The sequence below is a fragment of the Methylobacterium sp. genome (assembly GCF_019750675.1).
Taxonomy (GTDB): domain Bacteria; phylum Pseudomonadota; class Alphaproteobacteria; order Rhizobiales; family Beijerinckiaceae; genus Methylobacterium.
On record NZ_JAIEOF010000035.1, the window covers coordinates 1 to 23234 of the forward strand.

At 63.6% G+C, this 23234-nt stretch carries 27 protein-coding genes; 9 read left to right on the top strand and 18 right to left on the bottom strand.

All coding sequences use genetic code 11. The annotated features are described in order from the left end of the window. The first annotated feature begins 297 nt into the window (after positions 1-297). The 5 genes from K2X24_RS01805 (at position 298) to K2X24_RS01825 (ending at position 4122) form a co-directional block, all read left to right on the top strand. A complete protein-coding gene (locus tag K2X24_RS01805; protein WP_292494115.1) occupies positions 298-537 on the top strand; it encodes a helix-turn-helix transcriptional regulator in 240 nt (79 codons plus the stop codon). 164 nt (positions 538-701) lie between these two features. Further along, complete coding sequence (locus K2X24_RS01810; RefSeq protein ID WP_292494117.1) at positions 702-1349, top strand: hypothetical protein; 648 nt, start codon at positions 702-704, stop codon at positions 1347-1349. 179 nt (positions 1350-1528) lie between these two features. After that, positions 1529-1711, top strand: a complete 183-nt coding sequence (locus K2X24_RS01815) for a ribosome modulation factor (RefSeq protein ID WP_292494118.1) — start codon at positions 1529-1531, stop codon at positions 1709-1711. Between the two features lie 117 nt (positions 1712-1828). Then, positions 1829-2047, top strand: a complete 219-nt coding sequence (locus K2X24_RS01820; RefSeq protein WP_292494121.1) for a hypothetical protein — start codon at positions 1829-1831, stop codon at positions 2045-2047. Positions 2048-2277: 230 nt separating this feature from the next. Continuing rightward, positions 2278-4122: a hypothetical protein gene (locus K2X24_RS01825; protein ID WP_292494123.1), complete on the top strand. Its 1845-nt coding sequence runs from the start codon at positions 2278-2280 to the stop codon at positions 4120-4122. A gap of 498 nt (positions 4123-4620) precedes the next feature. Here the strand turns inward: K2X24_RS01825 and K2X24_RS01830 are convergent, their stop codons facing one another. The 3 genes from K2X24_RS01830 to K2X24_RS01840 are packed head-to-tail and all read right to left on the bottom strand — an operon-like array spanning position 4621 to position 8364. After that, on the bottom strand, positions 4621-5736 hold the full coding sequence (locus K2X24_RS01830) for a phage baseplate assembly protein (protein ID WP_292494125.1): 1116 nt from the start codon (positions 5734-5736) through the stop codon (positions 4621-4623). Then, positions 5736-7844: a hypothetical protein gene (locus K2X24_RS01835; protein ID WP_292494127.1), complete on the bottom strand. Its 2109-nt coding sequence runs from the start codon at positions 7842-7844 to the stop codon at positions 5736-5738. The genes K2X24_RS01830 and K2X24_RS01835 overlap by 1 nt, the downstream gene beginning before the upstream one ends. After that, positions 7837-8364, bottom strand: coding sequence for a hypothetical protein (locus tag K2X24_RS01840; RefSeq protein WP_292494129.1), 528 nt, complete (start codon positions 8362-8364; stop codon positions 7837-7839). Before K2X24_RS01840 ends, K2X24_RS01835 begins: the two co-directional genes overlap by 8 nt. A 374-nt stretch (positions 8365-8738) precedes the next feature. On the opposite strand from K2X24_RS01840, the gene K2X24_RS01845 reads away from it, so the two are divergent. After that, complete coding sequence (locus K2X24_RS01845; RefSeq protein WP_292494131.1) at positions 8739-9110, top strand: hypothetical protein; 372 nt, start codon at positions 8739-8741, stop codon at positions 9108-9110. Positions 9111-9183: 73 nt separating this feature from the next. On the opposite strand, the gene K2X24_RS01850 is transcribed toward K2X24_RS01845, so the two are convergent. The 3 genes from K2X24_RS01850 to K2X24_RS01860 all read right to left on the bottom strand — a co-directional run bounded on the left by K2X24_RS01850 (position 9184) and on the right by K2X24_RS01860 (position 10538). Continuing rightward, on the bottom strand, positions 9184-9393 hold the full coding sequence (locus tag K2X24_RS01850) for a hypothetical protein (protein ID WP_292494132.1): 210 nt from the start codon (positions 9391-9393) through the stop codon (positions 9184-9186). Between the two features lie 226 nt (positions 9394-9619). Then, the gene (locus tag K2X24_RS01855; protein ID WP_292494134.1) at positions 9620-9886 is read right to left on the bottom strand and encodes a hypothetical protein; all 267 of its coding nucleotides are present in this window, start codon (positions 9884-9886) and stop codon (positions 9620-9622) included. Next, complete coding sequence (locus K2X24_RS01860) at positions 9873-10538, bottom strand: hypothetical protein (RefSeq protein ID WP_292494136.1); 666 nt, start codon at positions 10536-10538, stop codon at positions 9873-9875. The genes K2X24_RS01855 and K2X24_RS01860 overlap by 14 nt, the downstream gene beginning before the upstream one ends. 942 nt (positions 10539-11480) lie before the next feature. Between K2X24_RS01860 and K2X24_RS01865 the strand changes: the two genes are divergently transcribed. Then, positions 11481-11690 carry a hypothetical protein gene (locus tag K2X24_RS01865; RefSeq protein ID WP_292494138.1) on the top strand — a complete coding sequence of 70 codons (210 nt, stop codon included), beginning with the start codon at positions 11481-11483 and terminating at the stop codon, positions 11688-11690. Between the two features lie 52 nt (positions 11691-11742). On the opposite strand, the gene K2X24_RS01870 is transcribed toward K2X24_RS01865, so the two are convergent. The 10 genes from K2X24_RS01870 to K2X24_RS01915 form a co-directional block, all read right to left on the bottom strand. After that, a complete protein-coding gene (locus tag K2X24_RS01870; RefSeq protein WP_292494140.1) occupies positions 11743-12207 on the bottom strand; it encodes a hypothetical protein in 465 nt (154 codons plus the stop codon). A 190-nt stretch (positions 12208-12397) separates the two neighbouring features. Then, positions 12398-13984 (bottom strand): DUF3987 domain-containing protein, encoded by a 1587-nt coding sequence (locus K2X24_RS01875; protein WP_292494142.1) that lies wholly within the window; start codon positions 13982-13984, stop codon positions 12398-12400. After that, complete coding sequence (locus K2X24_RS01880; protein WP_292494144.1) at positions 13981-14268, bottom strand: hypothetical protein; 288 nt, start codon at positions 14266-14268, stop codon at positions 13981-13983. The genes K2X24_RS01875 and K2X24_RS01880 overlap by 4 nt, the downstream gene beginning before the upstream one ends. Next, the gene (locus K2X24_RS01885) at positions 14265-14477 is read right to left on the bottom strand and encodes a hypothetical protein (protein WP_292494146.1); all 213 of its coding nucleotides are present in this window, start codon (positions 14475-14477) and stop codon (positions 14265-14267) included. Before K2X24_RS01885 ends, K2X24_RS01880 begins: the two co-directional genes overlap by 4 nt. Before the next feature lie 4 nt (positions 14478-14481). After that, positions 14482-14748: a hypothetical protein gene (locus tag K2X24_RS01890; RefSeq protein WP_292494148.1), complete on the bottom strand. Its 267-nt coding sequence runs from the start codon at positions 14746-14748 to the stop codon at positions 14482-14484. Positions 14749-14796: 48 nt separating this feature from the next. Further along, the gene (locus tag K2X24_RS01895) at positions 14797-15480 is read right to left on the bottom strand and encodes a hypothetical protein (RefSeq protein ID WP_292494150.1); all 684 of its coding nucleotides are present in this window, start codon (positions 15478-15480) and stop codon (positions 14797-14799) included. Beyond that, the gene (locus tag K2X24_RS01900) at positions 15477-15875 is read right to left on the bottom strand and encodes a tyrosine-type recombinase/integrase (protein WP_292494152.1); all 399 of its coding nucleotides are present in this window, start codon (positions 15873-15875) and stop codon (positions 15477-15479) included. The genes K2X24_RS01895 and K2X24_RS01900 overlap by 4 nt, the downstream gene beginning before the upstream one ends. A gap of 21 nt (positions 15876-15896) precedes the next feature. Next, entirely contained in the window at positions 15897-16730 is an 834-nt protein-coding gene (locus K2X24_RS01905; RefSeq protein WP_292494154.1) for an integrase family protein, read from the bottom strand. Between the two features lie 365 nt (positions 16731-17095). Then, a complete protein-coding gene (bla, locus tag K2X24_RS01910; protein ID WP_292494156.1) occupies positions 17096-17980 on the bottom strand; it encodes a class A beta-lactamase in 885 nt (294 codons plus the stop codon). A 225-nt stretch (positions 17981-18205) separates the two neighbouring features. Then, the gene (locus K2X24_RS01915; RefSeq protein ID WP_292494157.1) at positions 18206-18703 is read right to left on the bottom strand and encodes a hypothetical protein; all 498 of its coding nucleotides are present in this window, start codon (positions 18701-18703) and stop codon (positions 18206-18208) included. Between the two features lie 129 nt (positions 18704-18832). Between K2X24_RS01915 and K2X24_RS01920 the strand changes: the two genes are divergently transcribed. Both K2X24_RS01920 and K2X24_RS01925 read left to right on the top strand, forming a co-directional pair. Beyond that, positions 18833-19165: a hypothetical protein gene (locus tag K2X24_RS01920; protein ID WP_292494160.1), complete on the top strand. Its 333-nt coding sequence runs from the start codon at positions 18833-18835 to the stop codon at positions 19163-19165. Further along, a complete protein-coding gene (locus tag K2X24_RS01925; RefSeq protein ID WP_292494162.1) occupies positions 19125-19346 on the top strand; it encodes a hypothetical protein in 222 nt (73 codons plus the stop codon). The genes K2X24_RS01920 and K2X24_RS01925 overlap by 41 nt, the downstream gene beginning before the upstream one ends. Here K2X24_RS01925 and K2X24_RS01930 read toward each other — a convergent pair. Beyond that, positions 19343-20758, bottom strand: coding sequence for a PepSY domain-containing protein (locus tag K2X24_RS01930; RefSeq protein WP_292494164.1), 1416 nt, complete (start codon positions 20756-20758; stop codon positions 19343-19345). The genes K2X24_RS01925 and K2X24_RS01930 overlap by 4 nt on opposite strands. Continuing rightward, on the bottom strand, positions 20758-22980 hold the full coding sequence (locus tag K2X24_RS01935; RefSeq protein WP_292494166.1) for a TonB-dependent siderophore receptor: 2223 nt from the start codon (positions 22978-22980) through the stop codon (positions 20758-20760). The genes K2X24_RS01930 and K2X24_RS01935 overlap by 1 nt, the downstream gene beginning before the upstream one ends. Between the last annotated feature and the right edge of the window lie 254 nt (positions 22981-23234).

The following is a 23234-nucleotide window of genomic DNA, read 5'->3' on the forward strand; positions in this document are numbered from 1 at the left end:
GTCGGGCCGGACAGGCGTCGTGACGCGCCAGTCCTCGGCGCTGCCGGGACCGTGCTCATCGGGCTCCAGGGCAGGTGCTGGGCGAGCGTACAGGGCGCCAGAGGAACGGCGCTTGGGATGCAAATGGGCGAGCGGTTTCGTTGCCATAACCGGTGTACTCCGGGGCTGAGATGGTCGGGATGTGCGTGGGGGCAGGCGCAGAAGCGCCAAAACCAAGCGTTGTTCTGAAATCAGAACACGGCTATGATTATGCCGGCCTGCGGCGGCCGTCAATCAAAATCGTAACGTGGTTCGGAAATGCTCGCAGTCCAATGCAAGATGGCTCGTACTGCGCTCGGTTTGGGAGTGCGAGATCTGGCTGCCGCAGCGGGCGTTTCGCCAGACACAGTTGCGCGCTTGGAGCGGGGCGAGGTGTTGAAGGAACGCACTGTCGCCGCTCTACGCTCGGCCCTTGAGGCAGCCGGCGTCGAGTTCATCCCTGAGAATGGCGGCGGGGCAGGAGTACGGCTGCGAAAACCCCTAAAGACGTGTCTTTGAGAGATTTCGCAGGACCGCATGGTCAATGAATACGAGATCACGCCTACGAGCGTGATGTTGAAGTGACACCCTTCAATCTCCGTGCCTAATCCCTGATCCGGCATCTCGACACCGCCCAAGCAACACGTAGGTTGTCAAGGCGGACTAGGAACGGACTGCTCAAAATGGCATTAAAGGCCTGCCGGGAATGCGGCCAACAGGTGAGCACGGAAGCTGCGTCCTGTCCGAAATGCGGCGTGCCAAACCCGACTCTCGCACTAGCTAATATTGCGCCGCCAAAGCAGCCTCAGCAAAAAAAGAAAAGCAATGGCAAGGCTGCTTTCGGCATCGTGATACTGTTGCTGTTCGTATTGGCATTATCGCGAGGCGGAGATGATCAAACGAATTCCTCTACTGCTGCGACTGAACCAAACCGCGTGGTTTCCAAAATCGATCCTGCCGAAGCAGAGCGCGCCCGGATAGCTGAAGCAGCAGCCAAGGCCAAGAAAGACGCTGACTGTCGAGCAGATCTCCAGTGCTGGGCAGACAAGGGTACAATTGCCGCCGGGATTTTTTGTCGAGAGAAGATTGAGAAAATTGCTAATTATTCAATGAAGTGGACTGATTCTTGGTATGAGCCAAAATTCAGTCATTTCCGTTGGGCAAAAAATTACCCGTTTGAAAAAGGAGTAGTTACTTATCTGGGGGATAAAGCTCAGTTTCAGAACGGCTTTGGCGCTTATCAAAATGTAATTTACAGCTGCGATATGGTGCCCGGAGACAAGAACAACGTGATCTATGATGTCTCAGCAAAGCCAGGGCGGCTTAACTAGGGTCAATGTCGACTGATGTTGATTGGTTTGTAGCTAGGGTAATCGCTCGTCACTGCGGCCGGCTTGCTTGGCTGTTCCGGCCGTTCCAGGGCCCGCAGAACTGAGCGTGCTTCTGTCGCGGGATCAGGCCTCACCCAGGAACGGTTGATACTGCATCATCTGAACGCGGAGTCACCGTCATGGCCCAGACCCGTCATTCACACGCAGATCCGATTGAGGAAGGCGCACAGGCCCGCATCCACGGCCGGCCGAAGGATACTTGCCCTTATCCCAGGGACAGCGAGGAGCGCGCTTCCTGGATGGAGGGCTACGACGGCATGCCCCGGGAGGACGGACCAGATCTACCACTCACTGCGTCATGATACTGGCACACGATCTGCATACAGAATTCACATTCCTCCTAAGGAATGCCCTCCTTGAACTTGCCCGCCCAGCTCAGTGCTGCGGCGGGCTTTTTGTCGTGTTGAAAGGCTGATCACGTGGCGACTTCGTTCAAGGGCCTCTACCTGTGCCTGCCCAAGCAGCCCCAGCCGACGCTCATCCGCGCGCAGGACGGTGAGCAAGGCCAGTTGACCCTATCGCTAGAGGACTACGAAGCTCGTGGCGGCCAACCGCCCTGGCAGAGCCTGCCGTGGGAGGGCGAGGTGGCCCTTGCATCTGATGCCGAGGGTAAGGACATTCCTGACACCAGCATTTGAGGGTGTGAGCTATGTCGATCCCGGATCGCGAACTGGAAACCTCGCCTCTCGGCGGCGCGATCACGCGAGATGGCCAGACGGTGATGGTTCACATTTATCAGTTCGCCGGCACCGAGGATGAGTGGACCCTGGAAGTGGTGGACATCATCGCAGCGACATCGCCTAGGACGAGACCTTCAAGACCCAACTGAACGCCTAAAACCTACAAGTGGCACTGGGGAGTTAATCGGGTGAACGCTATTCCAAGTGTTGATGATGACAATCAACTCGACCTCGACACAATGGATGTATTGCGTGGAACTACAGAACTGAGAAACAGACTTTTGCTGGAGATGTCTACCGGAACCCCATCCATTTCTGAGCTAGCGTATGCTGTAAAGGTAAGAATCAAGGAAGATTATAAGATAGTTGAGAAGGTTAAAAGTAAGCGCGTAAAGACGCCGGATTATTGTGTGAAAAAACTGAGAGATGTGCTGGGGCTAAGGATTGTTACTCTTTACCGTCTTGATGCATTGACTATTATTCCTGCATTGCTGGACAAAATTCGCAGCAGCAATCTAGATCCGCATGCCTTGTTTGTCCCTAACAGTCTTGAAGAAGTCAAGATTTACAGCACAAATCCACGCGGCGATGCTCAAGGGCTTGTATCTCGGATACAAGAGATTTTTTCGGCACGTGGATTGAAAGACAAAGTAAAAATTGAGGATACGCCATCAAATTACACATCAATCCATATGGTTACTTGGTGTCGTGGCAAGTATCGTAGTGGATATCGCACGATACCGGTTGAGATTCAAGTCAGAACGGCTCTAGAGGACGTCTGGAGTGAAATTGATCACAGCTTAAAATATAAACGTGAAGAGACAAACCGAAAAGGCAGCCTGGATAGCTTTGACGAAGGGCGCCTTCTCTCAAGCCTTTCGCATTTGAATGTGATGAAAACCTTAGTCGACGGCATTGCGCAGTATGCAGATCAAATAAAAATACAATTAGACGAAGTCGACGATTTTAGGCTTAGATCTTCCAACTCTAAACAAGCAGAGAACAGCTTATCATTATTGGATGCTGTTGAGGATATTCCACCAGGATTAAAATCCTCACTGTCGGCAGCAGTAGATCTCGCCAATGAAGTGATAAGCTTGAGAAGTTCCGGGCTTTCGCAATCTGATAGACGTGTAGCTTTGCGACGCGCGTTATCTGCGTTTGATGCATTACGAGTAGATTTACAGCTCACGAGCGGATTGGGCGATGATGCCGCCAAGACAATATCTTACATTGTAGAGGCAGAGCGCGCCCTAATATTATTTGAAATCGGAAACGGACTTGAAGGCGGAACGACCATCCTAGCCCAAGCTTCCAAGGCATACGTCGATTTGCAGAGTCGTTTCCCAGACAAAGTAATTTTGAAATACCGACACGCCAAAGTGCTCGATGCCATGGGAGATCGAGATACGGCAATAGCTCTGCTGCATAGTGCAATCCCTCAAATCGATGATGACAGAAGTCTTCCACCTGGTCACTGGCTGAGGTTCGCTGCACGACGCGTACTAGGTGTACTTCTTTGGGAGCGCGGAGATGCGTTTCGTCGAAGCGCTCGGAACAGTGCGGCGGCGGATGAGATGGGCCGGGGTCTATTATTTATATTTTTAGAAGCATACAGAATCACTCACGAAGTATATACTATGATTCAGTCGCTTGAGCCGCCCCATGACGCCGCCGCGCAGCCAGAGCGCGCGAAAACTGCGAATAATTTACTTTGGTTTGCCTTGGAATATCTCGACGAAGGCGGCTCTCCACAGCACCTCGATCCGGGCTTTAATCCAGACCTAATTGACCGCTACCTTGCCGAGATGCAAGCGGGCCAACTGGGGGATCAGGAGGATCAGCGTGTCCTTGATACCGCGCGCCGCGCCTACGAACACCTTCAAGCCCCGGAGAAGGCACGTGCTGCGGCAACGAAGCTCTTGGAAAGGCACCGGGCAGAGGGTAGCGAGCGCCCCATGCAGGTTGATGACGATATGGTTCGTGCGGCGCGGGCCACACTCGGACATTCTTCTGCCGACAAGGCTGGATAGATAGCTCCTACGCAGCGGGAACAGGTTGTCGGCTCGAAGCGAACGTGCAAATTTCCGCGCTGGGCATACGAACGGTTTGCGGGTAGGGAGCTTTACCGCTTCGCAACCGTTTGCTGCGCACACATGATCTGATCAGGAGGATGGAGCTATGATGGTAGCGAGCCGATTGAACGTAAGGTTCTCCCTGGGGCGCAAGCCGATTAAGGATGATTGACCCAGGACGGCAAACGCTTCCGCTGCTCCATCTCCGCAGTGCGCATCGGCCCGGGACGTAGGTTCCGGGCTTTTTTTATGTCTGATACCGGACTTTGATGAGCCTGACTCGTCGAGGTCCGCCCGCGCGACGGCGCGGCGGCGGTCGTCCGCCGGACCTCGGAGAGGCTGACCCATGGGTCAGGCTCACTGGGACTTGGTATGAGTCCTTAAGCTACCGACCTTCAGCTGATTGGCACAAATTTTTAGCCGTGAAGCCTCGCGCTTCCGGCGCCAACAAAGACCTTACGTCGCCGCTTCCGGCTGTGCCGCCGAGTTCCCGAGATCATAGAACCCGCCGTTCTTCGTGGCGTCGCCCTTGCGCTGCTGCCAGGCGAGCTTGTTGACGAGGTCCAGGGTCGTGGTCGTGCCGCCGTTCGGGTCCTGCGTGTAGGCGTAGCCGGCGACCTTCAATTCCTCCTCGCCGCTCTCCGTGGCGAACAGCATCGGCGACTTCACCGTGACCCCGTCTGACGGGTCCCAGAGTCCGCCCACGCCCGGCTTCAGCCAGCCCTGGTAGGTGAGCTGCAGCTGGAGCGCCATCGCCTGTAGCGCCGCCGCCTCCCAGTCCGTGCGCATCTGAGTGCCCTTCTGGTCCGAGGGCATCTCGGAGAGCACTTTGAGCTTGGCTCCAGGGGTCCCGCCGGTCACCGTCGCCTTCGCCTGGATCTCAGCGGTCTTCTTGCCGAAAAGGCTGTCGGAGCCTGGCTGCTGCGAGTTGCTGACCAGCGCCTCGACCGCGAGGTGACGCAGTTGGCAGTTCGCCGAGAGGATGTTCTGTCCCTCCACGAAGGCCACCAAGCCGCCTCCGGATTTGGGGCCAGCCACCAGGTTGCCGGCCTTGTCGGCGTAGAAGAACAGGTTGCGCTGCCGGCACAGCCGCGAGATCAGATCAAAAGGCGTCTCACCGTAGCGGACCATCACGTTCGGGAAAGGCATGTCCCAGCCGTCCGGGCCGTTCTGGACGCGGAAGGACAGGCCGTAGGGCTTCAGCACTGAGTTCGCGATGGCATCAAGCTTATAGCCCCGGTACTGCCCTGTGCCACCGTCGATGCTGGCTTCCGTGATGATGCCGGCCTTGCCGTAGCCGACCACCTGCACGGCGTGGCGGTTGCCGTCGTAGGCGGCCTGCCGGTCGCGGATGTAGCCCTCCTGGATCACCACCTGGCCGGCGAGCGCGATGTCGCCCCGGTCGCCGGGCTTCAGGCGGAGGTTGGCCACGGCGCTCGGCTCGGCGCAGACGAGGCGGAAGGACCGGATCCAGCCTTCGCTCAGATAGTTCTGCTCGACGGCGACGCTGACCCAATCACGGTAGGTGCCGCCGTTGGTGCGGACCTCGCAGATGAGATCGGGATCGGGCATCAGATCGCCTCCACCTGTCTGGATTTCGAGACCGTGGTTTCCTTGAACAGGTCGCCCATCGAAGCGCGGGCACGGGTCCCGGCCGGAAAGCCGTTGAGATCGATCGTCATGCGGTGTGTCTGCGGGGGCGGCGCGGCCTGCTCCCGGCCGAACGTCCGTCCCATGAGATCGTCGCCCATGCGCTTGCCGGAACCGGCGGCATCCCCATCGGCCATCCTGCGCCCCGGCATCGTGGACGCTTTCGGATCGACCTGGCGCATGAGTTCGACCGCACGGGCAAGCCGTTGTCCACGCAGAGATGCCCATTCCTGGCCCAACCCCGTAGCGCTGGTGCCTCGGCCGCGAGCGAGTTCGGCACCCATACGGTCCTGCATCTGTTCGTCGAACAGTTCGTCACCCTTCAGACCCATCCGGCGCATCAGACCACGCATCGTCTTGCCGACGATCTGGTAGCGCCCGAGCGCTGAGGAGTTCGGGTTGCCGGGCTGCCGGCGCATGTGAAGGCCGAGCGCGTAAACCTGATCCAGCGTCATGCCGGTGAGGTTCTGTTCTCGGCCGCCTGGGAGGTATCGGCCATACCCCAGAGAGGTGTTGTAGCCCCCACCTGCCTTGTGTGCGGTTCCCTCCGATTGAGCGATGTGGTCCAAGACATCTTTGTAGGCGCCAGGATTTGCCGTGACGGCAGGGGCGCCGCCCGCACCAAGAGATGGTAGCGGGGCAGCAGGCGCGATAGCGGGAGCGCCGCCATACCCTCTGCCGCCGCCTCCGCCCGTTATGTTCGGATTGCCCCGCTCCCCGCTAAGGGGGCCTGGCAATCCTAGCGGGGGAATGCTGCCGACACCGCCGTAGCTGCCAGAGGAGCCTCCGCCGCCGCCATACCCAGCGCGGTGGATCAGCGGGTTGCCGCCGCCGGTCACGCCCGAGAAGCCAGACTGCTGCGCCGTCGCTCCGCCCGCAGCCCGAAGCTTCTCAAGCTCATCACCTACGCGCTTCAACTCCTCCGTCATCCGGTCGCGCTTGCGCTGATAGTCCGGTGCGGTGGGGTTGGCGTCCAGAAGCCGGCGCTGCTGCTCAATGGAGTCGCGGCGCCCCTCAAGCTGCTTCACGCCGGGCGGCCCACCGAGGACGGGCGTGAACTCCTTGTTCTTCGACGGATCGCCGAGGCCGATAAACTCCTTGAACCGCTCGTAGGTCCGGACGATCGCTTCGAACTCCTGCACGGTCGTGCGGGCGAACTTACCGATCTCCTCAAGCTGCTTGCCGAAGGCGGCCATGGATTCCGCCGAGCCGAACTTCTCGACGAGGCTGGTTAGCTGCTCCAGCAGGGGGCCCAATGCTTCTGTGCGCAGGCCGGTCATGCTCTCGCGGACCCGGCTCAGGGCATCCTCGAAGCGCTGCGCCGCCTTGACCTGGGCCTCGGTCGTCGTGCCCTGCGCCTTCAGGATCTCGTCCATCACCTGCCGGTAGCGGCCGCTCATCTGACCCGCGACGGCGGCGATCTGGTCCGAGCCCAGCACCATCTCGACGATCTTCCGGCGCTTCACCGGGTCGCCGATGTTGCTCACCGACTCCATGAAGGTATCAAGCGCCGCCTTCATATTCGGCGAGGCAATCATCTTCTCGACCATCTCGCCGAGGTTCATCGCCTTGAGGTCGGAGTAGGTCTCGCCATAGCGTTTGCGCAGCCCGCTCATCTCGTCGGCGAACTTCCGAACCCCGCTCTGCATCGTCTCGGCTGAGACGCCGAACCGCTCGCCGAGCGCCCCGAAAGCGCGCAGTTGATCAACCGCTAGCCCCGTCTCCTTAGACATGATGGCGAGTTGCTGTGTCCCCTTGGAGAAGCCGCTGAGGGCTGCCGTCACAGCGCCGAGGGAGACGCCGGCCGTGAGGCCCGCGACACCGAGACCTGACAGGACGGGCTGGATGCCCTGCAGAGCCGTGGTCGTCTTGCCGAGGGTCCCGTGGAAGGCGTCGAAATCCTTCTTCAGATCCTTGCCGGCCTGCGTGCCCGTGGCGGCGGTGCGCTGTAGGGCTGTGTGCAGCTTCGCGAGCGGGCCGGTGAAGCCGTCCTGGACTTCCGCGACAAGGCGGAGGCGATCGTCAGCCATGGGCAGGCTCCTCGGTGGATGCGGTAAGACTGCGCTGCGTGGCGACCTCGGCAGGCGTCACGTGCCCTTCGCCGCCCGTGGTCAGTTCAGCCATGGCGGACAGCACCTCGGCTTCCACCAGTGTGAACACCTGGGCGCGGCCCTTCTCGGGAATGCGGCTCGCGATGCGGCTGGGTAGGCTGAGAAGCTTGTTCCGCAGCTTCATGTGCTGGACGGTGACCGCTGCCATCGCGTCGTCGATCAGCACCACCTTGCCGATGGCCAGATCGTTCTTCAGTTCGGTCGCGATCGCGAGCGCACGGTCCTTGCGCGCCCGTTCCTGCGCGGGATCGAGGTCGCCAGCTTGAGCCTGCTGCCGGCCAGCGGCCACCTCGCGCAAGTGTCCGATGTACTGGCGGCGAACGGCATCGAGGTCGTACTCGCCACGCGGCGCCCGGGTGATGACCGTCTCGTCCAGCAGTTCACGGAAGCGGCGCTCGCTCATGTCGAGATGCGAAGCGGCTTGGCTAATCGTCGACATGGCGGCGGAACCCCTTATGGAAACTGAGCACCTAGACAGAAGCCGAACTCGCGCTGACCCTCGACCCTGCACCCCCTTGGGAAGGACCCTGGCGCTGAGCTGAGCGCATAGGTGGCTTGCTGCGCTGCGGCGCCTGGATTGCCCCTCCGTCCGGAACCCATTGGCTGGCCAGCACAATCTCGTGCGACTGCGATGTCGCAGCGCAATATATCGGCAGGCTTTCGACTGCATCGAAATATACGCCCGCGACCTGATGTGCAGATTGGGTTGCGTGTCAGCAGAGACGCACGAGGTAGAGTCCAACAGCAATCATTCACCTGATCGCGGGGCCGCCTATTGGCTTCACGGGCAAGTGAAAGACGAAAGGATCTACTATGAAGAACTCGTCCAAGATCGTCGCCGGCATCGCGCTCGCCATCGGCTTTGCCGCGTCCCCGAGCATTGCTCAGAACTTCAATCCGGACAGCGCCAGCTACAACCGCGATGGCACCCTCAACGTGTGGGGCGCTCACATTGACCCGCTGCGTTCGCAGGGCGGCCTGCTCGGTGGCGTTGGTAACGTAGTCGGTGGCGTGACCGGCGTTGTTGGCGGTGTGGTCGGTAGTACGGTCGGTGCAGCCGATGACATCGTGACCGGTACTGTTGCCCCGCGTCGCGGTGATCGCGCCGGTCGCTACAGCAACATCGATCGGAACGGCGAGGCGGCCTATCAGGATGGCTTCGCCCCGCGTGGCGCTGCCTACTAAGTCGACCCACTTTTGAGACGACGAATGGCGGGGCGAAAGTCCCGCCGTTTTTATGTCTGACATCGACATGAACTCAAAGCGGCCCCCACAGTCCGCCGCGAGCCTTCATCTCTTCGGCGGTCTCGTGCAGCGTATCAGGTGCGATGGTGCGCTCATCCCCGTTGCCGATGCCGCCAGCGTCGCCGGGATCAACGGGCGGCGTCCACGGGACGACTGCAGGCGCCAAGTTGGAATCCGCATCGTTCGGGGCGCTGACATCAGTGCCCTGGGTGATCTTCGGCATCGCTTGCTCCTTTGAATGAGGAGACCGCAGCGGGGTAACCCCTCCGCCGCGATCCCCGATTGTCCCTGTACCGACAGGGGGGGGGCAGTCTTGCCGGCCTTCGTATCCTTCACCCCCATGGCCATGGATCAGGCGTAGGACAGGCTGGCTTGTCGCTATTGGGCTGACTCGTTCGCCCTCAAAGGCGCAGGCCGGAGGCCCGCATGGGGCACCTGCGCAATCACTGTCAGGCCGTACGGCGCCAAAGGCTGCCATCAGCCGCGTAGCGCTCGGCACCGATCTGATAGGAGGAGCCAGGGGTGTGAAGCTCGCGCTTCGTTTGCTCGACGGCGGATCGGGTCTGAGGGGGCTTACCCTCGGCCTCGCGGTTCTGGGCCGACCAGGCTGCGATGCGTTCAGCTTGGGTCAGCTTGCGCTCGGTGGCAGCCGGCTCAGGCTTGCCGAGGACGCGACGCGCCCAAGCTCGATCTGCCTCGATATCAGAGCATTTCATGGACAATCCTTCGGGGAAGCGGGGCGGCGACTTCGCCCCAAATGAAGCCGGTGTCGGTGCCCAGGGCGGGCAGCTTCACGCGATTGGCGATCGTGCTGTGCGGCTGGTCGGCCTTGCCATTCCAACTGCAGCGGGGCTCACCAAGCGGGACCGGCCCGGCACCGTCTGGCAGGGCGAAGTTGGCGGCCGCGATCAGCGCGGCGCCTTCGCGGATCTTCGTCAGCAGCGGCACTAGGCGATGCGCTTCGACGACGTACTCATCGGCCAGATTGGCGACCTCGGCTGAGGCCTTCATGGCCTTGCGGTGAAGCTCCTTGCGGCGCTTCTGCTCGGCCTCGTGATCGGCCTTGGCCTTCGCTTCTGCGGTGACTGCAGCGGCGTGCTGCACGTCGGCCTGATCGATGCGGATCTTGGCGACGGCAATGCGGTGGTCGAGTGCGGCTACCTCGTCGGCCGTACCCCTCAGCAGAACGTCGGGTCGGGCAGCTTCCAGCGCTTCGCGGTCGCTGACAGCGGCATCCCGATCCGCAACAATCTCCACGGATGTGCGGGGCACTGGACGCATCGGCTGGGCCGGCAGGCGATTTCTGCTGAGGCTGACGACCGAGGCGAGGGTGTTAGCTTCGCGGACGTTGACGGTGGGAAGACTCATGCGGATTTCCTCAGGCTGCTTGGCGAAGGGCGGGAGCGGCGGGAGGCGTACGAGGCCCGTCGCCGTCGTCCAGGTCGGGCAGCGCCACGCCATCAGCGGCCAGTCGCTCACGAAGAGCGCGGCGCATCCATTCAGCGGAGGAAGTGCGAGCCAGACGAGCTGCACGAGCAACAGCGCTATTTAAGCCGGGCTCAGCTTTGAAGCGGATAGGTTCTGAGAACTCTATTCGGTCTGTAATCATCTCGGGTGCAACTCACGTGCAATTGATGACCCGAACTGTGCCTCTTAATGTGGACCGGCGCAACAAATTTGCTTTAGATATTCCCAGAGAATAATTTGTATTAGATGGTATTTGTTAGGCGTTGTTTGGTTTAGTGATAACGATACCGAGTTGTTATGCCGCACCTCAGGACACGATTGTTGCCGCCGAAGTAGATTGTGCGACTTAGCTCGATGCGCCCCACGTTCAACATCAATCGTGGGCATCTCGTGGACGACAACACGAGGACTTTGCCTACGAACGGTTTGGTAACCATACCTATGTGAAGGCTGGTATGCCAAAAGTTGTAGGAGGAACGGCTCTCATCACGGGTTGTTGAACAGTTGTCCTTTAGCGGCCACTGAAATGAGAGCCGGTATGATATTTCAAATTCTCGCAATATGCGTTCTGGCGATGACGCCAGTCGTGGTTTACTCGGCCTCAACATGGCCCGATGAGCCGAAGATCGATATGCACGATCGCGCCCAGCAGGAGTTGTTCTACGAACATCTCGCGGCACACCAGAGGCTCCATCGCGAGAAGCTTCGCAGAGAGTTTGAAGGCGAAGATCGCCCTCGCTCAGTTCGACCCTGATAGATGGCGGCCTTGCAATCGGGTCTCGTCGCGGTGAAGGGAACCATCACGAGGAGTTGATCGCTTCCTCTTTCGAAGAGGAGAGTGTGATGTGGATTTTGGAGTGGGGCGACAGCACCAACCAGGTGAGCGGTCAGTGGAACCACGAGGAGCATGACAGCTCTGAGAAGACCCTCGACGCCGCCAATACGAAGATCGGCATGGGCCTGATCGCGCATGCCATCCACTCGAAGGCAGGGGTGCTCTGGATGAGTAGCGAGGAACTGTTGGAAGCGGCTGAAGCCGTTAGCGAAGCCTGATGGTAGTGGCCGCTGCCGCCGGCTGTCGCTGAAGCCTTGATCACAGCGACCGTCATGGCTTTGCCTCCGCGCGCATGCGCTGCTGCTCAGCCCATTCGCGATCTCGCTCAGCCTGTGCCTCGCGAGCTTCAGCAGCCCACTGATCGAAATCGGCATCTTCTTCCTGACGGGGCTCGCTCCGGTAGGCCGCCTTCTTCTTCCGGGCGAGATCCGCCTCTTTCTGCCTCAGCAATTCCTCCACGGTGATCGGCTCGGGCTTCTGCTTCGGCTGAGCCCAGGCGTAGGTCGGGCGACCGTGAGAGCGTCGCGCGCCACCGGCATGCGGGGAGGGGCCAGAAGCCGTACAGGCATGGTGCGCATCCACAATGCCGATGGCATCCGCGAGGCTAAGCCCGGCGGAGGCCGCGACGCGTGTAGCGGCAGCCTTCCCGGCCGCCCGCTCGCCGTCCGTGGCGCCACGATCCATCAGGGCCCGGCATTTCGCGAAGCGGTTTCGGTCCAGGGTGCGAGCGCTCATGCCCGTCCCCCAAGGTGTCCGTGACGGTTATAAAATTGCCGATGAGGGGCCTTCAAAAAAGATCTCCCCCCCTGTGCCGTTAGTGCCATTAGTGCCGAAACGAGGTCGGAAGGCACTTTTGGCGCTAATGGCACTATTGGCACTGGGGGGTAAGATATTCTGAGAGCCGCCGTGGCGAAGGTGTGGCCGCTCATGAGGGCCTCCGAAAGATGGTCGGGTTGACCTCGTAGTTTCGTGCGGGCCGACCCTTCCCTTCACCCGCCCGCTCAAGGCGAGGTAGGATAAGGCCACCCTCGACAAGCTGCGTACAAGCGGCCTCCATATTCGCGGCATCCCTGAGCAACCCACCGATGTTCCGGCGGACATCACGTGCATTGAAACAATCAAGCCGGTTCTGCTTGAGGTGCTTGGCGAGCAGCATTGCACGCCGTTCAATCAGCGGAATCGAAGCGTCGCCGAACACTCGCTCGGCCATCGGAATGAAGTATGCGTTCAGAAGGTCGGCCGCCGCCGTAACCGCCTCGGGAGAGATCGCTTGTGGTTCTCTCGCCGTCGCTCCTCCACACCACCACAGGTGCTCAAGGACGGCCGACAACCGGAGCGCACGCCCCCGTGCCTTTCCGAGGCATCCGGCAAGAAGGCCGCTCGCCTCATGGGACCGCCAGACCATGTCACGGGCGAAGGCTTCCAGGCGGTCTTCGGCCTCGCCGGTCAGGAGGATGCGAACAGGCTCAGGGTGTCCGAATTCATTGACACCCTGCACGAGGTCGGCCAAGCGGCCGAACGCGAGCTGCATCGGCCCATCATCCTGAGATCCGCGCGAGAGCGTGAACTCGGGCTGCACGTCGGGCCAAGCCCAGAGCAGGCGCGAGGCCAACCCATCGTCTGGCCCATCGATGATGACCGACAGCTTCTCCGGCTGAACGCCGCCGAGCACGCCGATGCTCAGGTGACGGATGCGCATCGGCTCGGGGTTCTTCATCCGGTCGACGACGTAGGATCGGCCACCGTACATCTCGATCGCGAAGGCGCGATCGGCCCCCCCGCCGCCGTACTTGTCGAAGGCGCCGAGCCAGCCCGCGAGTTCGTCGCGAACCAGCAGGAGGCCGCGCGGCAAGCCGGCTGCCAATGCGCCGAGGGCTTCCACCGTCGCGTCGGCGACACGGATGCGAGGACGCACGGGAGCTGGTGGTTCCTGCGCATCCGCTGGGATCGCGGGCGGAGCGTCGCCGTTCTTGACCGCCGCCTTCACCTCGATCTTCCAGGCCTCCAACCTCGCGTCACAGGTCTGTTTGAGGGTGGCGTACTCCTGCTGCACCTGGTCGAAGCCCTGCGCCATCCGATCCTCGGCGAAGCTGACAAGACCGAAGGCGGCATCCATGCTCGGCGACTTCGACGACGAGGGCGGCCCGACCTCCGCGCACCACAGCAGCGGCGGCTCCGCCCAGCCGGTGCCGGCCTGCGGCCACCGCACATTGGCGATCGCGGCACCAACACTGGCGAGCAGCGCGACAGCCACATAGTCGACCGGGGCCGATGCGCCCTTGGCCTTCCGCTCGCACCAGCCAGCCCAGGGGCCAAGCAAGTGCAACGGAAAGGCGGGCGCAGGTCGCCGACCGGTCCCGAGCAGGCTCAGATCCGGCTCGGGCCAGGAGAGACGCCCCCCTGTGCCGTTAGTGCCATTGGCGCCGTTAGGTTGGGAGGATCGCTCCTCCCACCGATCGGTGCTTGGATGACCGAGACGTTCCATCTCAGAGGCGAACGGGTCAGACTTCATGCCCGCACCTCCCTTGCTGAATCGATCGACGGTTCGGTGGAGGCGAGCGCTTTCCGCGTTGCCTGCTCGGCCTTCATGTCCTTGAGATCCGCCATGGCACTCACGGATGCCTTGGTGCAGGCGACAAGACAGCGGATGGCGAAGGCGAGGCCGGCATCGTTGCCGATCTCAGCGTAGGTGCGCGCGACGTTGGCGTGGATCTCCGCGCCGGCCAGCGTCTCGGCGATGAACTGTCGGTAAGCCTCGGGCGTGCCGTAGGCGATGTGGTCAGGGAGGCTGCTCATGCGCGGCTCCCCCAAGTTTCGGGGATCGCATAAGCCTGCTCGGCAATAACGCTGGCCTGAGCGAGGCTCAGCCCAAGACGCGCGGCAAGCTTTTTGGCTTGATAGAAACGGGGCTGAGATGCTAAGGAAAAGTTGTCTGCCTGCGAAGCGACAACAGTGTTTCCAAAGCCCTCGCCCTGGCCGGCGGGGGTTTTGACGTTGTGGGGCATGCGCTTATGCGGCCTCCGTCTTAGTGGCCTGTTGAATTTCAAAAGCTTCCAGATCCGCAATCTTCCAAAGGCGCCGCCCGTTGATCACCAGCGGCTTAGGAAAGCGCATCGCGTCGTCATTCAGCCAGCGCCAAATGCACATGTCCGAGCAGTTACCGTATCGCTCGCGTACCTGCTTTGCTGTGAGATAGATATCTACCTTACTCATCAACACACCTCCTAACAGGCGCAATGAAGTGCGCCGCGAGAAGAGGATGCTTTCGCCCGCCATAAAAGTCTTGGTATTTATTTGGAGTTTTTCGGAACCCCGATAACTCCGCTATTCTCCGGAGCCGTATAGGCTCTTGTAGGCATCGCGGAGCCGTCTAATTTTGCTATCAGTGCTTCCGCCTCCGACGGCCCGACTTGCTACCATTTCTGCAGCCTGACTATTGGAATGCGCTGCACCCGATCTACGAAATTCAAGCATTTCTTCAATCAGCGGCCGGTCTGCCCTACCGTATCGACCTTTGATGGCATTAGATCCGCCAGCTTCTGTCAATATATACTCTGGCTGCTCTTCAGTTTTTGCGCTGCAAGCCTCAGGAAAGGAAGCATAAAAATCGGTCTGATGAAGCTCAATACAAAAAAGTTCTTGCTGAGGTTGCCATACTGCGGGTGCTGATCGCTCTGCTTTCTCGAAACGCCTACCCAGCAATACGCGCGACTCCAACCAAACAAAATTTGGAACGCCGCACGCTTTTTGGGACGCCGCGTCCATTTGAGACATTAAGAGCAGATGATCTTTGTAAACACTTTCAACAGGGAACAACATCTGGGTTGGATCAGTATCGTAATGTGATCCCACATATGCCCTAAGTGAGCGTGCTTTTATTTGACCATTTAAAATCTTGAAAGCCAGCCGCCTCTCCGCACGCTCTACAAGCCGCTGAACACCACCCACCTCACTGATCAAAATTCGATAGGCATCTGCCAAGGGTACCCAGATCTCGGATGAGTTCATCGCAGGTCACCTCCACTAGCTATCAGCCGCTCAACGTCACTTCCCCACGACTCCAACGCTGCCCGCTTCTCAGCGAGGTACTGGTACCGATTGTAGACGGCGGCTACGCCGCTGATCGTGCCCGAGCGGTGGTTCAGCACGGCTTCCACTACGTGGATCGGCTGCCCAAGCTTCGCCATGCCGGTGCTGCAAGTTCGCCTCAGATCGTGGAGGCGCCAGGGTTTGATCTTGATACCCTTCGGATCGTGGCCAGAGCGGGAGGCATCCTCTCGGGCAATCGCCAGCATCGCAGCGTCCAGCTTCGCCTTGCTGCTCGAATAATCCGAGATCGGCGCAGTTCCGGTGCGGGTGAAGATGTAGCCGGGCCTGCCGGCGATGCGGGGGAGGGCGGCCAACAACTCTGCGGCCGCAGCCGACTAGGGCACCAGGTGCTCAAGCGAGTTCTTTGTTCGCGGCGCAGGAATGGTCCAGAGATCGCCGTCGACCTCGCTGCGCACCATTCGGGCAACCTCGTCACGCCGCTGACCGGTCAGCAGGAGCAACTGAACCATCGCGCCGAAGGGGGCCCCAACCGCCTCCGCAGCGCGCCATACCATGCGAACCTCGTCGTCAGTCAGGACGCGGTCCCGGCTCGTTTCGGACACCGGAGGCTTGAGACCAAGAAACGGCGTCGTCTCGATAATCTCCCGGCTGAGCGCAAAATTGAACATGGCTCGCGCTGCCGAGAAGACGCGATTGGCGCCGGCCGTCATGCCGGAATCAGTCAGGGCGTCGTTCATCGCGACCACGTCCTTGCGGGTCACCTCACCGATGCGCCGTGAGCCCCAGCGCGGCTCGACGTGGTTCCGCAGAAGCGCCTCCGCCTCCTCCGCATAGCGAGGTTTGCCGTTCGGTTTGAGATGGCGCTCGACGTACAGGGCGATCACGCGCGACACGCGATCCTCCTCGGCAGCGACAGACGCCGCTGCTGCCTCACGCTTCGCCAAGTAGGGGTCCCGGCCAAGCGCTGCCGACTGCAAGGCCTCACGCGCCACGCTGCGAGCCTTGCTGAGATCAAACAGGGGGTAGGGGCCGATCGTGTACTTCCGGGGCCGACCGTTCACGCGGTAGCGGACAGCCCAGGATTTCGCGCCGCTCGGCTGCACCACGAGGTAGAAGCCGGGGAGGGTGGCGTCGGGGATCTCCAAACGCTTCTCAGGGTCGGGTTTGTAGCGTTCGACACTTTGCACCGTGAGCACCTTTGCTGCCACCAGATGCGCTCCACGGGTAACATCAGGGGATGCAAGAACGCTCGTTAAGGAGTGTTTTGCCCTGTTACCCGAAGTTATGGCATTTGGCGGAAAAGCCAAGGGCTGGAGGCCCGTAGGTCAACCTATCGCACCAGATTGTTATGCAACGCTAGGCAGTAGCACAGCACTACGAATCTGGGGGTCAGAGGTTCGAATCCTTTCGGGCGCGCCATTTCATCCAAAGTATTCGTGGATGAAAACTTCAGAATAATTTGGCCCAAATAAATTCGCGAAGTAGATGCGCACGGAGACATCCTCCGTGCAGCTGGACTGCTTGCGTTCGATCAACGCTTGCGAGTCGCGCAAAGTCGCCGATCCCCATCGCGTCAGAGGTTTCCCGCGATGGCGCGGGCGACGTCCGCGAGGATCGCGTTGCGGTCTTCGGTCGACGCGTCCGTCTCCGTCAGATAGGCCGCCACGAGGATCGGCGCGCCGCCCGGAGGCCAGAGCAGGCCCGTGTCGTTGGTGGTGCCCCGGTCGCCGGAGCCCGTCTTGTCGCCCACGCGCCAGCCCGGGGGCAGGCCCGCCCGCAGCCGGGCACCTCCCGTCCGGTTGTCCGCGAGCCACCCGAGGAGGATCGCCCGCGAGGCGGGCGTGAGGGCGGTGCCGAGAGTCAGCCGCTCCAGATTCGCTACCATCGCCGCCGGTGTGGTGGTGTCGCGCGGGTCGCCCGGCCGCGCCTCGTTCAGGGTCGGCTCGTTGCGGTCGAGCCGGGTCGCCGGATCGCCGAGGCCGCGCAGGTAAGCGGTGAGTCCGGCGGGGCCGCCGAGGGTGGTGAGGATGAGGTTGCCCGCGGTGTTGTCGCTCAGGGTGATGGCCGCCGCGCAGAGATCCCCGAGGGTCATGCCACCCTCGGCCACGCGGGGCTGCGTGGCGGGCGAGTATTCCACCAGATCCCCCGGCCCGTACGGGACCCGACGCTCCAGATGCTCCGTACCCCCGTCCACCCGCGCCAGCACCGCGCCAGCCGCCAGCAGCTTGAAGGTGCTGCAAAGAGGAAAGCGCTCCTCCGCCCGGTGGCCGGAGACCCGGCCCGTGCCGGTGTCGCGCACCTGAACGCCGAGGCGGCCGCCGCTGCGCGCCTCCAGCGCCGCGAAGCGCTCGGAGAGGGCCGGGCGTGACGGCGCGCCCGGCCCCTGTCCGGCCAGAACCGCGCCTCCGCAGAAGAGAGCGGCGCCGCCGCCGGAGAGGAGGGTGCGTCTGTCGAGCATCGCGGAGCCTTTCCGTGGTCGCGGGGCAGACAGCACCGCAGGATGGCGCCAGCGTGGCGGGGGCCCGGCCGAATCCGTGCCCGCGTGCGTCAGCCGATGACCGCCTGCCCCTGTTCGTCATCGCGTCGAACGCGATCCGGATGGAAGGCCGGGCGGCGGCGGAAGCGGCGCGTCCCGAGGCCACGAAGGGCCGATCCGGCGCGCTGTCGCGGGATGGCCGGCGGCCTAGCGAACGGGCTTGTGCGGCTTTCCCGGCGGCTTCCCGAACGACGTTTTGCCCGAGGCGGTCTTGCCCGGGGCGGTCCTGTTCACGGAAGACTTGCCAGGCGGGGGGTTGCCGAACGCCGGCTTTAGCGGCGCCTGGGGCGGCCTCTTCATCGGCGGCCTTCCCGGCGCCTCGGGCAGACCGCGCTCCGGAGCCCTGGCAGCCGGCTTGTCCGTGATCTTGCTCACCACCTTGCCCGTCCCCTTCCGCGCCTTGCCGAAGGGCCTCAAGGGAGCTTTCGCATCCAGGGCGGTGCGGGCGATCTCCTGGGGGTTCGGCGCGCCGCCCGCGATCCGCCGCAGGGCGTCCAGCATCTCCTCGAGGGTCTGGGCCGACTCGCCCTCCAGGGTCTCCTCGGGTCGGATGCCGTTGAGTTCCGGGGCGATCTCCTCGGCCGCCTCGCGCAGTTCGGCGATGAGTTCGGCGGGCGAGTAGCGGGGCGGGATCGGGTGGGCCATGGCGCGACCATGGCAGGCGTCGGAAAGCCCCACAAGGCGGTCAGGCCGCCTCGGTCGAGACCGGTTCGAACGGTTCCGGCCCTTCGCGCGTTGCTGTCGCCTCGGAGAGGGTGGGGGCGGGGGAGCAGCATGCGCACCTGGAGGGCCATGGACCGGGCTCCGCATGACGGGCGCTGGATCATCGCGATCCACCGCGACGACCCGGACCGGCGCGCGGTGATCCGCTGGGACCCGGAGGCCGCCGGCGATCCGCGCCCCTGGCACGTCGCCTCCTGCCAGCACAGCTACCCGGCCGATGCCTTCACGGACTGGATGGACTTCCCCGATTGTCCACCGCCCGATCGCCCACCGCCCGATCGTCCGCAACCCGAGTCCCCGGCGCCCGAGGCGGCGCGGGATTTCAGTCCGACGGGAGACCATCATGGAAACCAGGACCACGGGCCCGCTCACCCTCCAGGTTGAGCCCTGCGCCGAGGATCCGACCCGCTATCGCTGGGTCATCCGCGACCGGGACCACATCCTGCGCGTCGCGGCCTACGCGCTGCCCGATGCCGTCTCGGCGCGGGCGCAGGGCGGCGCGGCGCTGGCGGAGGCGACCGCGCTCCGGCGCGACGCCGACCCGGTTCCGCCCCGGCCGGCCTAACGCGCCCGGGCGGCGTGGCGCAGGCGGCGCCAGCCCATCACCACGCCCGAGAGGGCAATGCCCGCGCCGAGGCCGTTGAGGAGCCACATCACCACGTCCCAGGCCGGGCGGGCCTGGAACAGGTTTCCGAAGTCGAGGCGATGCGGCGCCTCGAACAGCCAGCGCTGGAGTCGGCCGCTCGCATCCAGGCGATCGAGGAGCGCGCCGGTCTCCGGGTCGATGTGCAACCAGGTCGCGGCCGCGTCGTCGAAGCGCACGCGCAGCACCGGGAGCGGCCGGGTGTCGTGGTGGGGATACCAGTAGGCATCGTAGGCGGTCAGCGTCTCGGTCCCGGCGATGCGGGCCTCCGGCAGGGCGCGGGCGGCGGCGGCCCTCAGGGTTTCCTCCGGCGGCGACGGGGTCGCGACCCGGCGCCCCCCCGCATCGGCCGCGACCAGCACGGACCGGCCGTCGACCTGGGTGAACCGGACCTCGACGATCCCCGCATGCGGAAATCCGTCCAGGGCCGCGCGATCGATCCGCACCAGGGGGCCGGCATAAGCCTCCCGCATGGCCGCCGGGGGCGTGCGGGGCGTGAACCAGTGGTTCGGATTCATGGACAGCCAGCCGCTCGCGACGAAGGTCAGCAGGCTCAGGCCCCCGAAGGTGCCGAGGAGGTGGTGCCAACGCCCGAGGCCGCGATAGGGCGTCACCGCCCCGGAGGCGTAGGGTCGGCGCAGGCGCAGGCGCCAGATTCCCAGGACGAGGCCGCCGAGCACCCCCGCGACCGCGACGCCGGAGACCCACAGCAGGACTCCGCGCCAGAGCTCCGCCCGCGCCCGCAGCGGCGTGGGATAGAACCAGTGCGGAATCGCCCCGAGCCAGTTCCACAGGCGCTCCCGGCGGCTGGTGTCGAGGACGACCGCGCCGGTGCGGGCGGAGACGTAGAGCTCGGTGCCGGCGGCGTCGCCCAACGTCACCACGTGGAAGGGGCGCAGTGGATCGTAGCGGTCCCGCACCGTCCACTGGTCGCGGGTCACGGCCCGCACGGTGGCGCCCGGGCCGAACGGCGCCAGGGCCGCCGCCGCGTCGACGGGGCCGAGCACCTGCCCGGTCTCGGCCGAGACCGCGTGCCGGGCGCCGTCGCGGGTCGACACCTGATAGACCGGTGCCTCGCCCCGCATGGACAGGCTGAGGCCGCCGGGGACGGGCTCGAGCCCCGCCCGGTCCATGACTTCGGCGGGGCCGAGGCGCACCCGGTCCCAGGCGATGGGCGCGAGGTGGGACAGGCGCTCGGCCTCGGTCAGCGCCGGGAACGCCACGTAGAGCATCACCAGCCCCGACAGCACCCAGGCGGCGAGGAACAGGCCCGTGGCGATGCCGAGCCAGCGGTGGCCGAGGATCAGCCAGCGCTTCAGGGATTTGAGCCGCATCAGAACCGCACGCTGTAGGCCACCTCGAAGGAGCGGGGCCGGCCGAGCAGCCAGTTGGTGCCGATGCCGTTCACGGCGTTGCCGCTGATCGCGTAGATCTCGTCGAAGAGGTTGTAGGCTCGCAGCGACAGCCGCGAGGCCGGCGTGACCTGATGGTCGAGCCCGGCATTGACCAGGGTGTAGGCCGGGCGCCGCGCCTGGTTGCCGAAGTCGCTGAAGGTCTCGCCCACGTGCTGGAGGCCGACCCGCGCCTCCCAGGCCGGGGCGAAGGCCCAATTGACCCACAGATTGGCGACCCGCTCCGGCACGTCGATGGGCTGGCGCCCGGCATAGGATACGACCTGCCCGCCCACCGCCTGGTTGAGGTCGTCGTACTGGGCGTGGAGGAGGGCGACGTTGGCGTCGATGCGCCAGGCCGCGAACAGGTGCAGGCTCAGGGCCGCCTCGACCCCGAGGGAGGATTGCCGGCCGACCTGGGTGGACAGGGTGGGCTGGCCCGGGACCGTCGAGATCAGGTTGTCCTTGACGATGCGGTAACCGGCCAGCGTCCATTCGGCTCGGCCGTCGAGCGCGACGCCCTTGGCGCCGACCTCGACCTGCTCGCCGGTGGAGAGTTGGAAGTTGGCGAGTGACTGCGAGAGCGAGATCAGGCTCCCCACCGGATCGGTGGCGGTGGCGTATTGCGCGTAGAGCGCCAGCAGCGGCGTCGGGTTGTAGACGGCCCCGAAACGGTAGCTCAGCGCCTGGAAATCCCGGTCGAAGCCGGCGCCGGTGACGAGGTTGGTCCGGTGCAGCACCGGCGCGTCGTAGCGCACGCCCGCGAGCAGCGAGACCTGATCGGACAGGATCAGCCGGTTCTCGGCGAAGACCGAGGCCTGGCGCGTGCTGGTGGCGTAGGCCGGGGAGGCGCGGCCGTTGGCCGGGAACAGGCCGGGGTCGTAGGCGAAGGGGTCGACGCTGGTGACGAGGCCGCCGCCTTCGGACGCGAAGTTGTTGGTGTGCCGGAAGGCGATGTGGTTCACGTCGAAGCCGGCGAGGAATTCGTTGCGGAACCCGAACAGGGTCCCCCGGAAGGTCGCGTCGAAGCGGTTCCCGACCTGCTCCTGGCTGTGGTAGATTTCGATGTACTCGGAGCGGTCGATCCGGCCAGTGTCCCGGCTGAAGGCGTATTGCTCGACGTCGAGCCATTGGCGCCGGCTCTGGAGCCGGTAGGCGGTGTTGCGGATCGTGATGTCGGCGGTGGGCGTCCACTCCGTCCGCAGCTGCGTCCAGTTGTCGGTCCAGAGGATTTTGGCGTCGCGGACGTTGTAGTTGTTGAACCGGATGGATTCGAGGATGCGTCCGTTCACCAGCGGCGTACCCCAGTAGCGGGCGGGCTCCTGGTAGCCGAAATCGTGGCTCAGGGTGAACGCGAGGTCCGGGGTCGCCTGGAGGGTGAGGGCACCCGAGACCGCGAGGTTGCGGAACTCCCCGTTCGGCGAGATCCAGCCCTCGGCGCGGTTGCCGCTGACGTTGAGGCGGTAGGCGACCGATTCGCCGATGGGGCCGCCCGAATCGAGGGCGAGGCGCGTGAGCCCGTCCGAGCCCACGGCCGCGCGGGCCTCGTTGAAGGGCGTGAAGAGCGGCTTCTTCGTCACCACGTTGACCACGCCGCCGATGGCGCCGTCGCCGTAGAGCACGGAGGCCGGCCCGCGCAGCACCTCGATGCGCTCGACGTTCCAGGTGTCGAACGGGAAGGTGACGGTACCGGCGCCCACGAACAGGCGGGTCCCGTCGTAGAGCTGCTGGATCGAGTTCGGCCCGGAAAAGCCCCGAGCCGTGAAGGCGCCGTTGCCGTTGCCCGGGGCCGCCACCGTGGTGATGCCGGTGGCGTTCTGGGTGACGGCCTCCGCCACCGTGTTCTGGCCGCGCAGGCGGGCGGTCTCGCCCGCGATCACGTCCACGCTGGCGGGGGTCTCCAGGGCCGTCAGGCCGAGGCGGCTGGCGCTGCGCCCGGGGCTGCGCAGGTTCAGCCCCTCGGCCGGCGGCGCGCTCCCGGTCCCAGTCCCGGTCCCGGAGACCGAGAGGGTGTCGAGGGTCACGGCCTCCTGCGCATGGGCGGGGGCGGACAGGGCGCCACCGAGAAGTGCGACGAGGGGCAGGGCCCGGTCTCGGAAACGATGCTTGGAGCGTTGAGCGGACCGGGCGCGGGAGTGGTGGCGATGCGGGTCGGAGCGGGACATGGAGCAACCGGGGACGGGCACGGGTATCGGCCGGAGCCGACGAGTCCCCTCCGCTAAAGCGAATGTTATAATGTTACAATCGCGAATCCTCAGCGATCGCAGGTCGGTTCGGGCCACGATCCTGCGGACCACCGGCCGGGCGGCCGAATGGAACAGGCGGGCGCGCGACGCGCGGACGGCGAGGGCGGAGACGGACATCGACGGGCTTAGGCGGACGCGAAACGCGCGCGAAGTGGCACGTCACCGCGAAGACG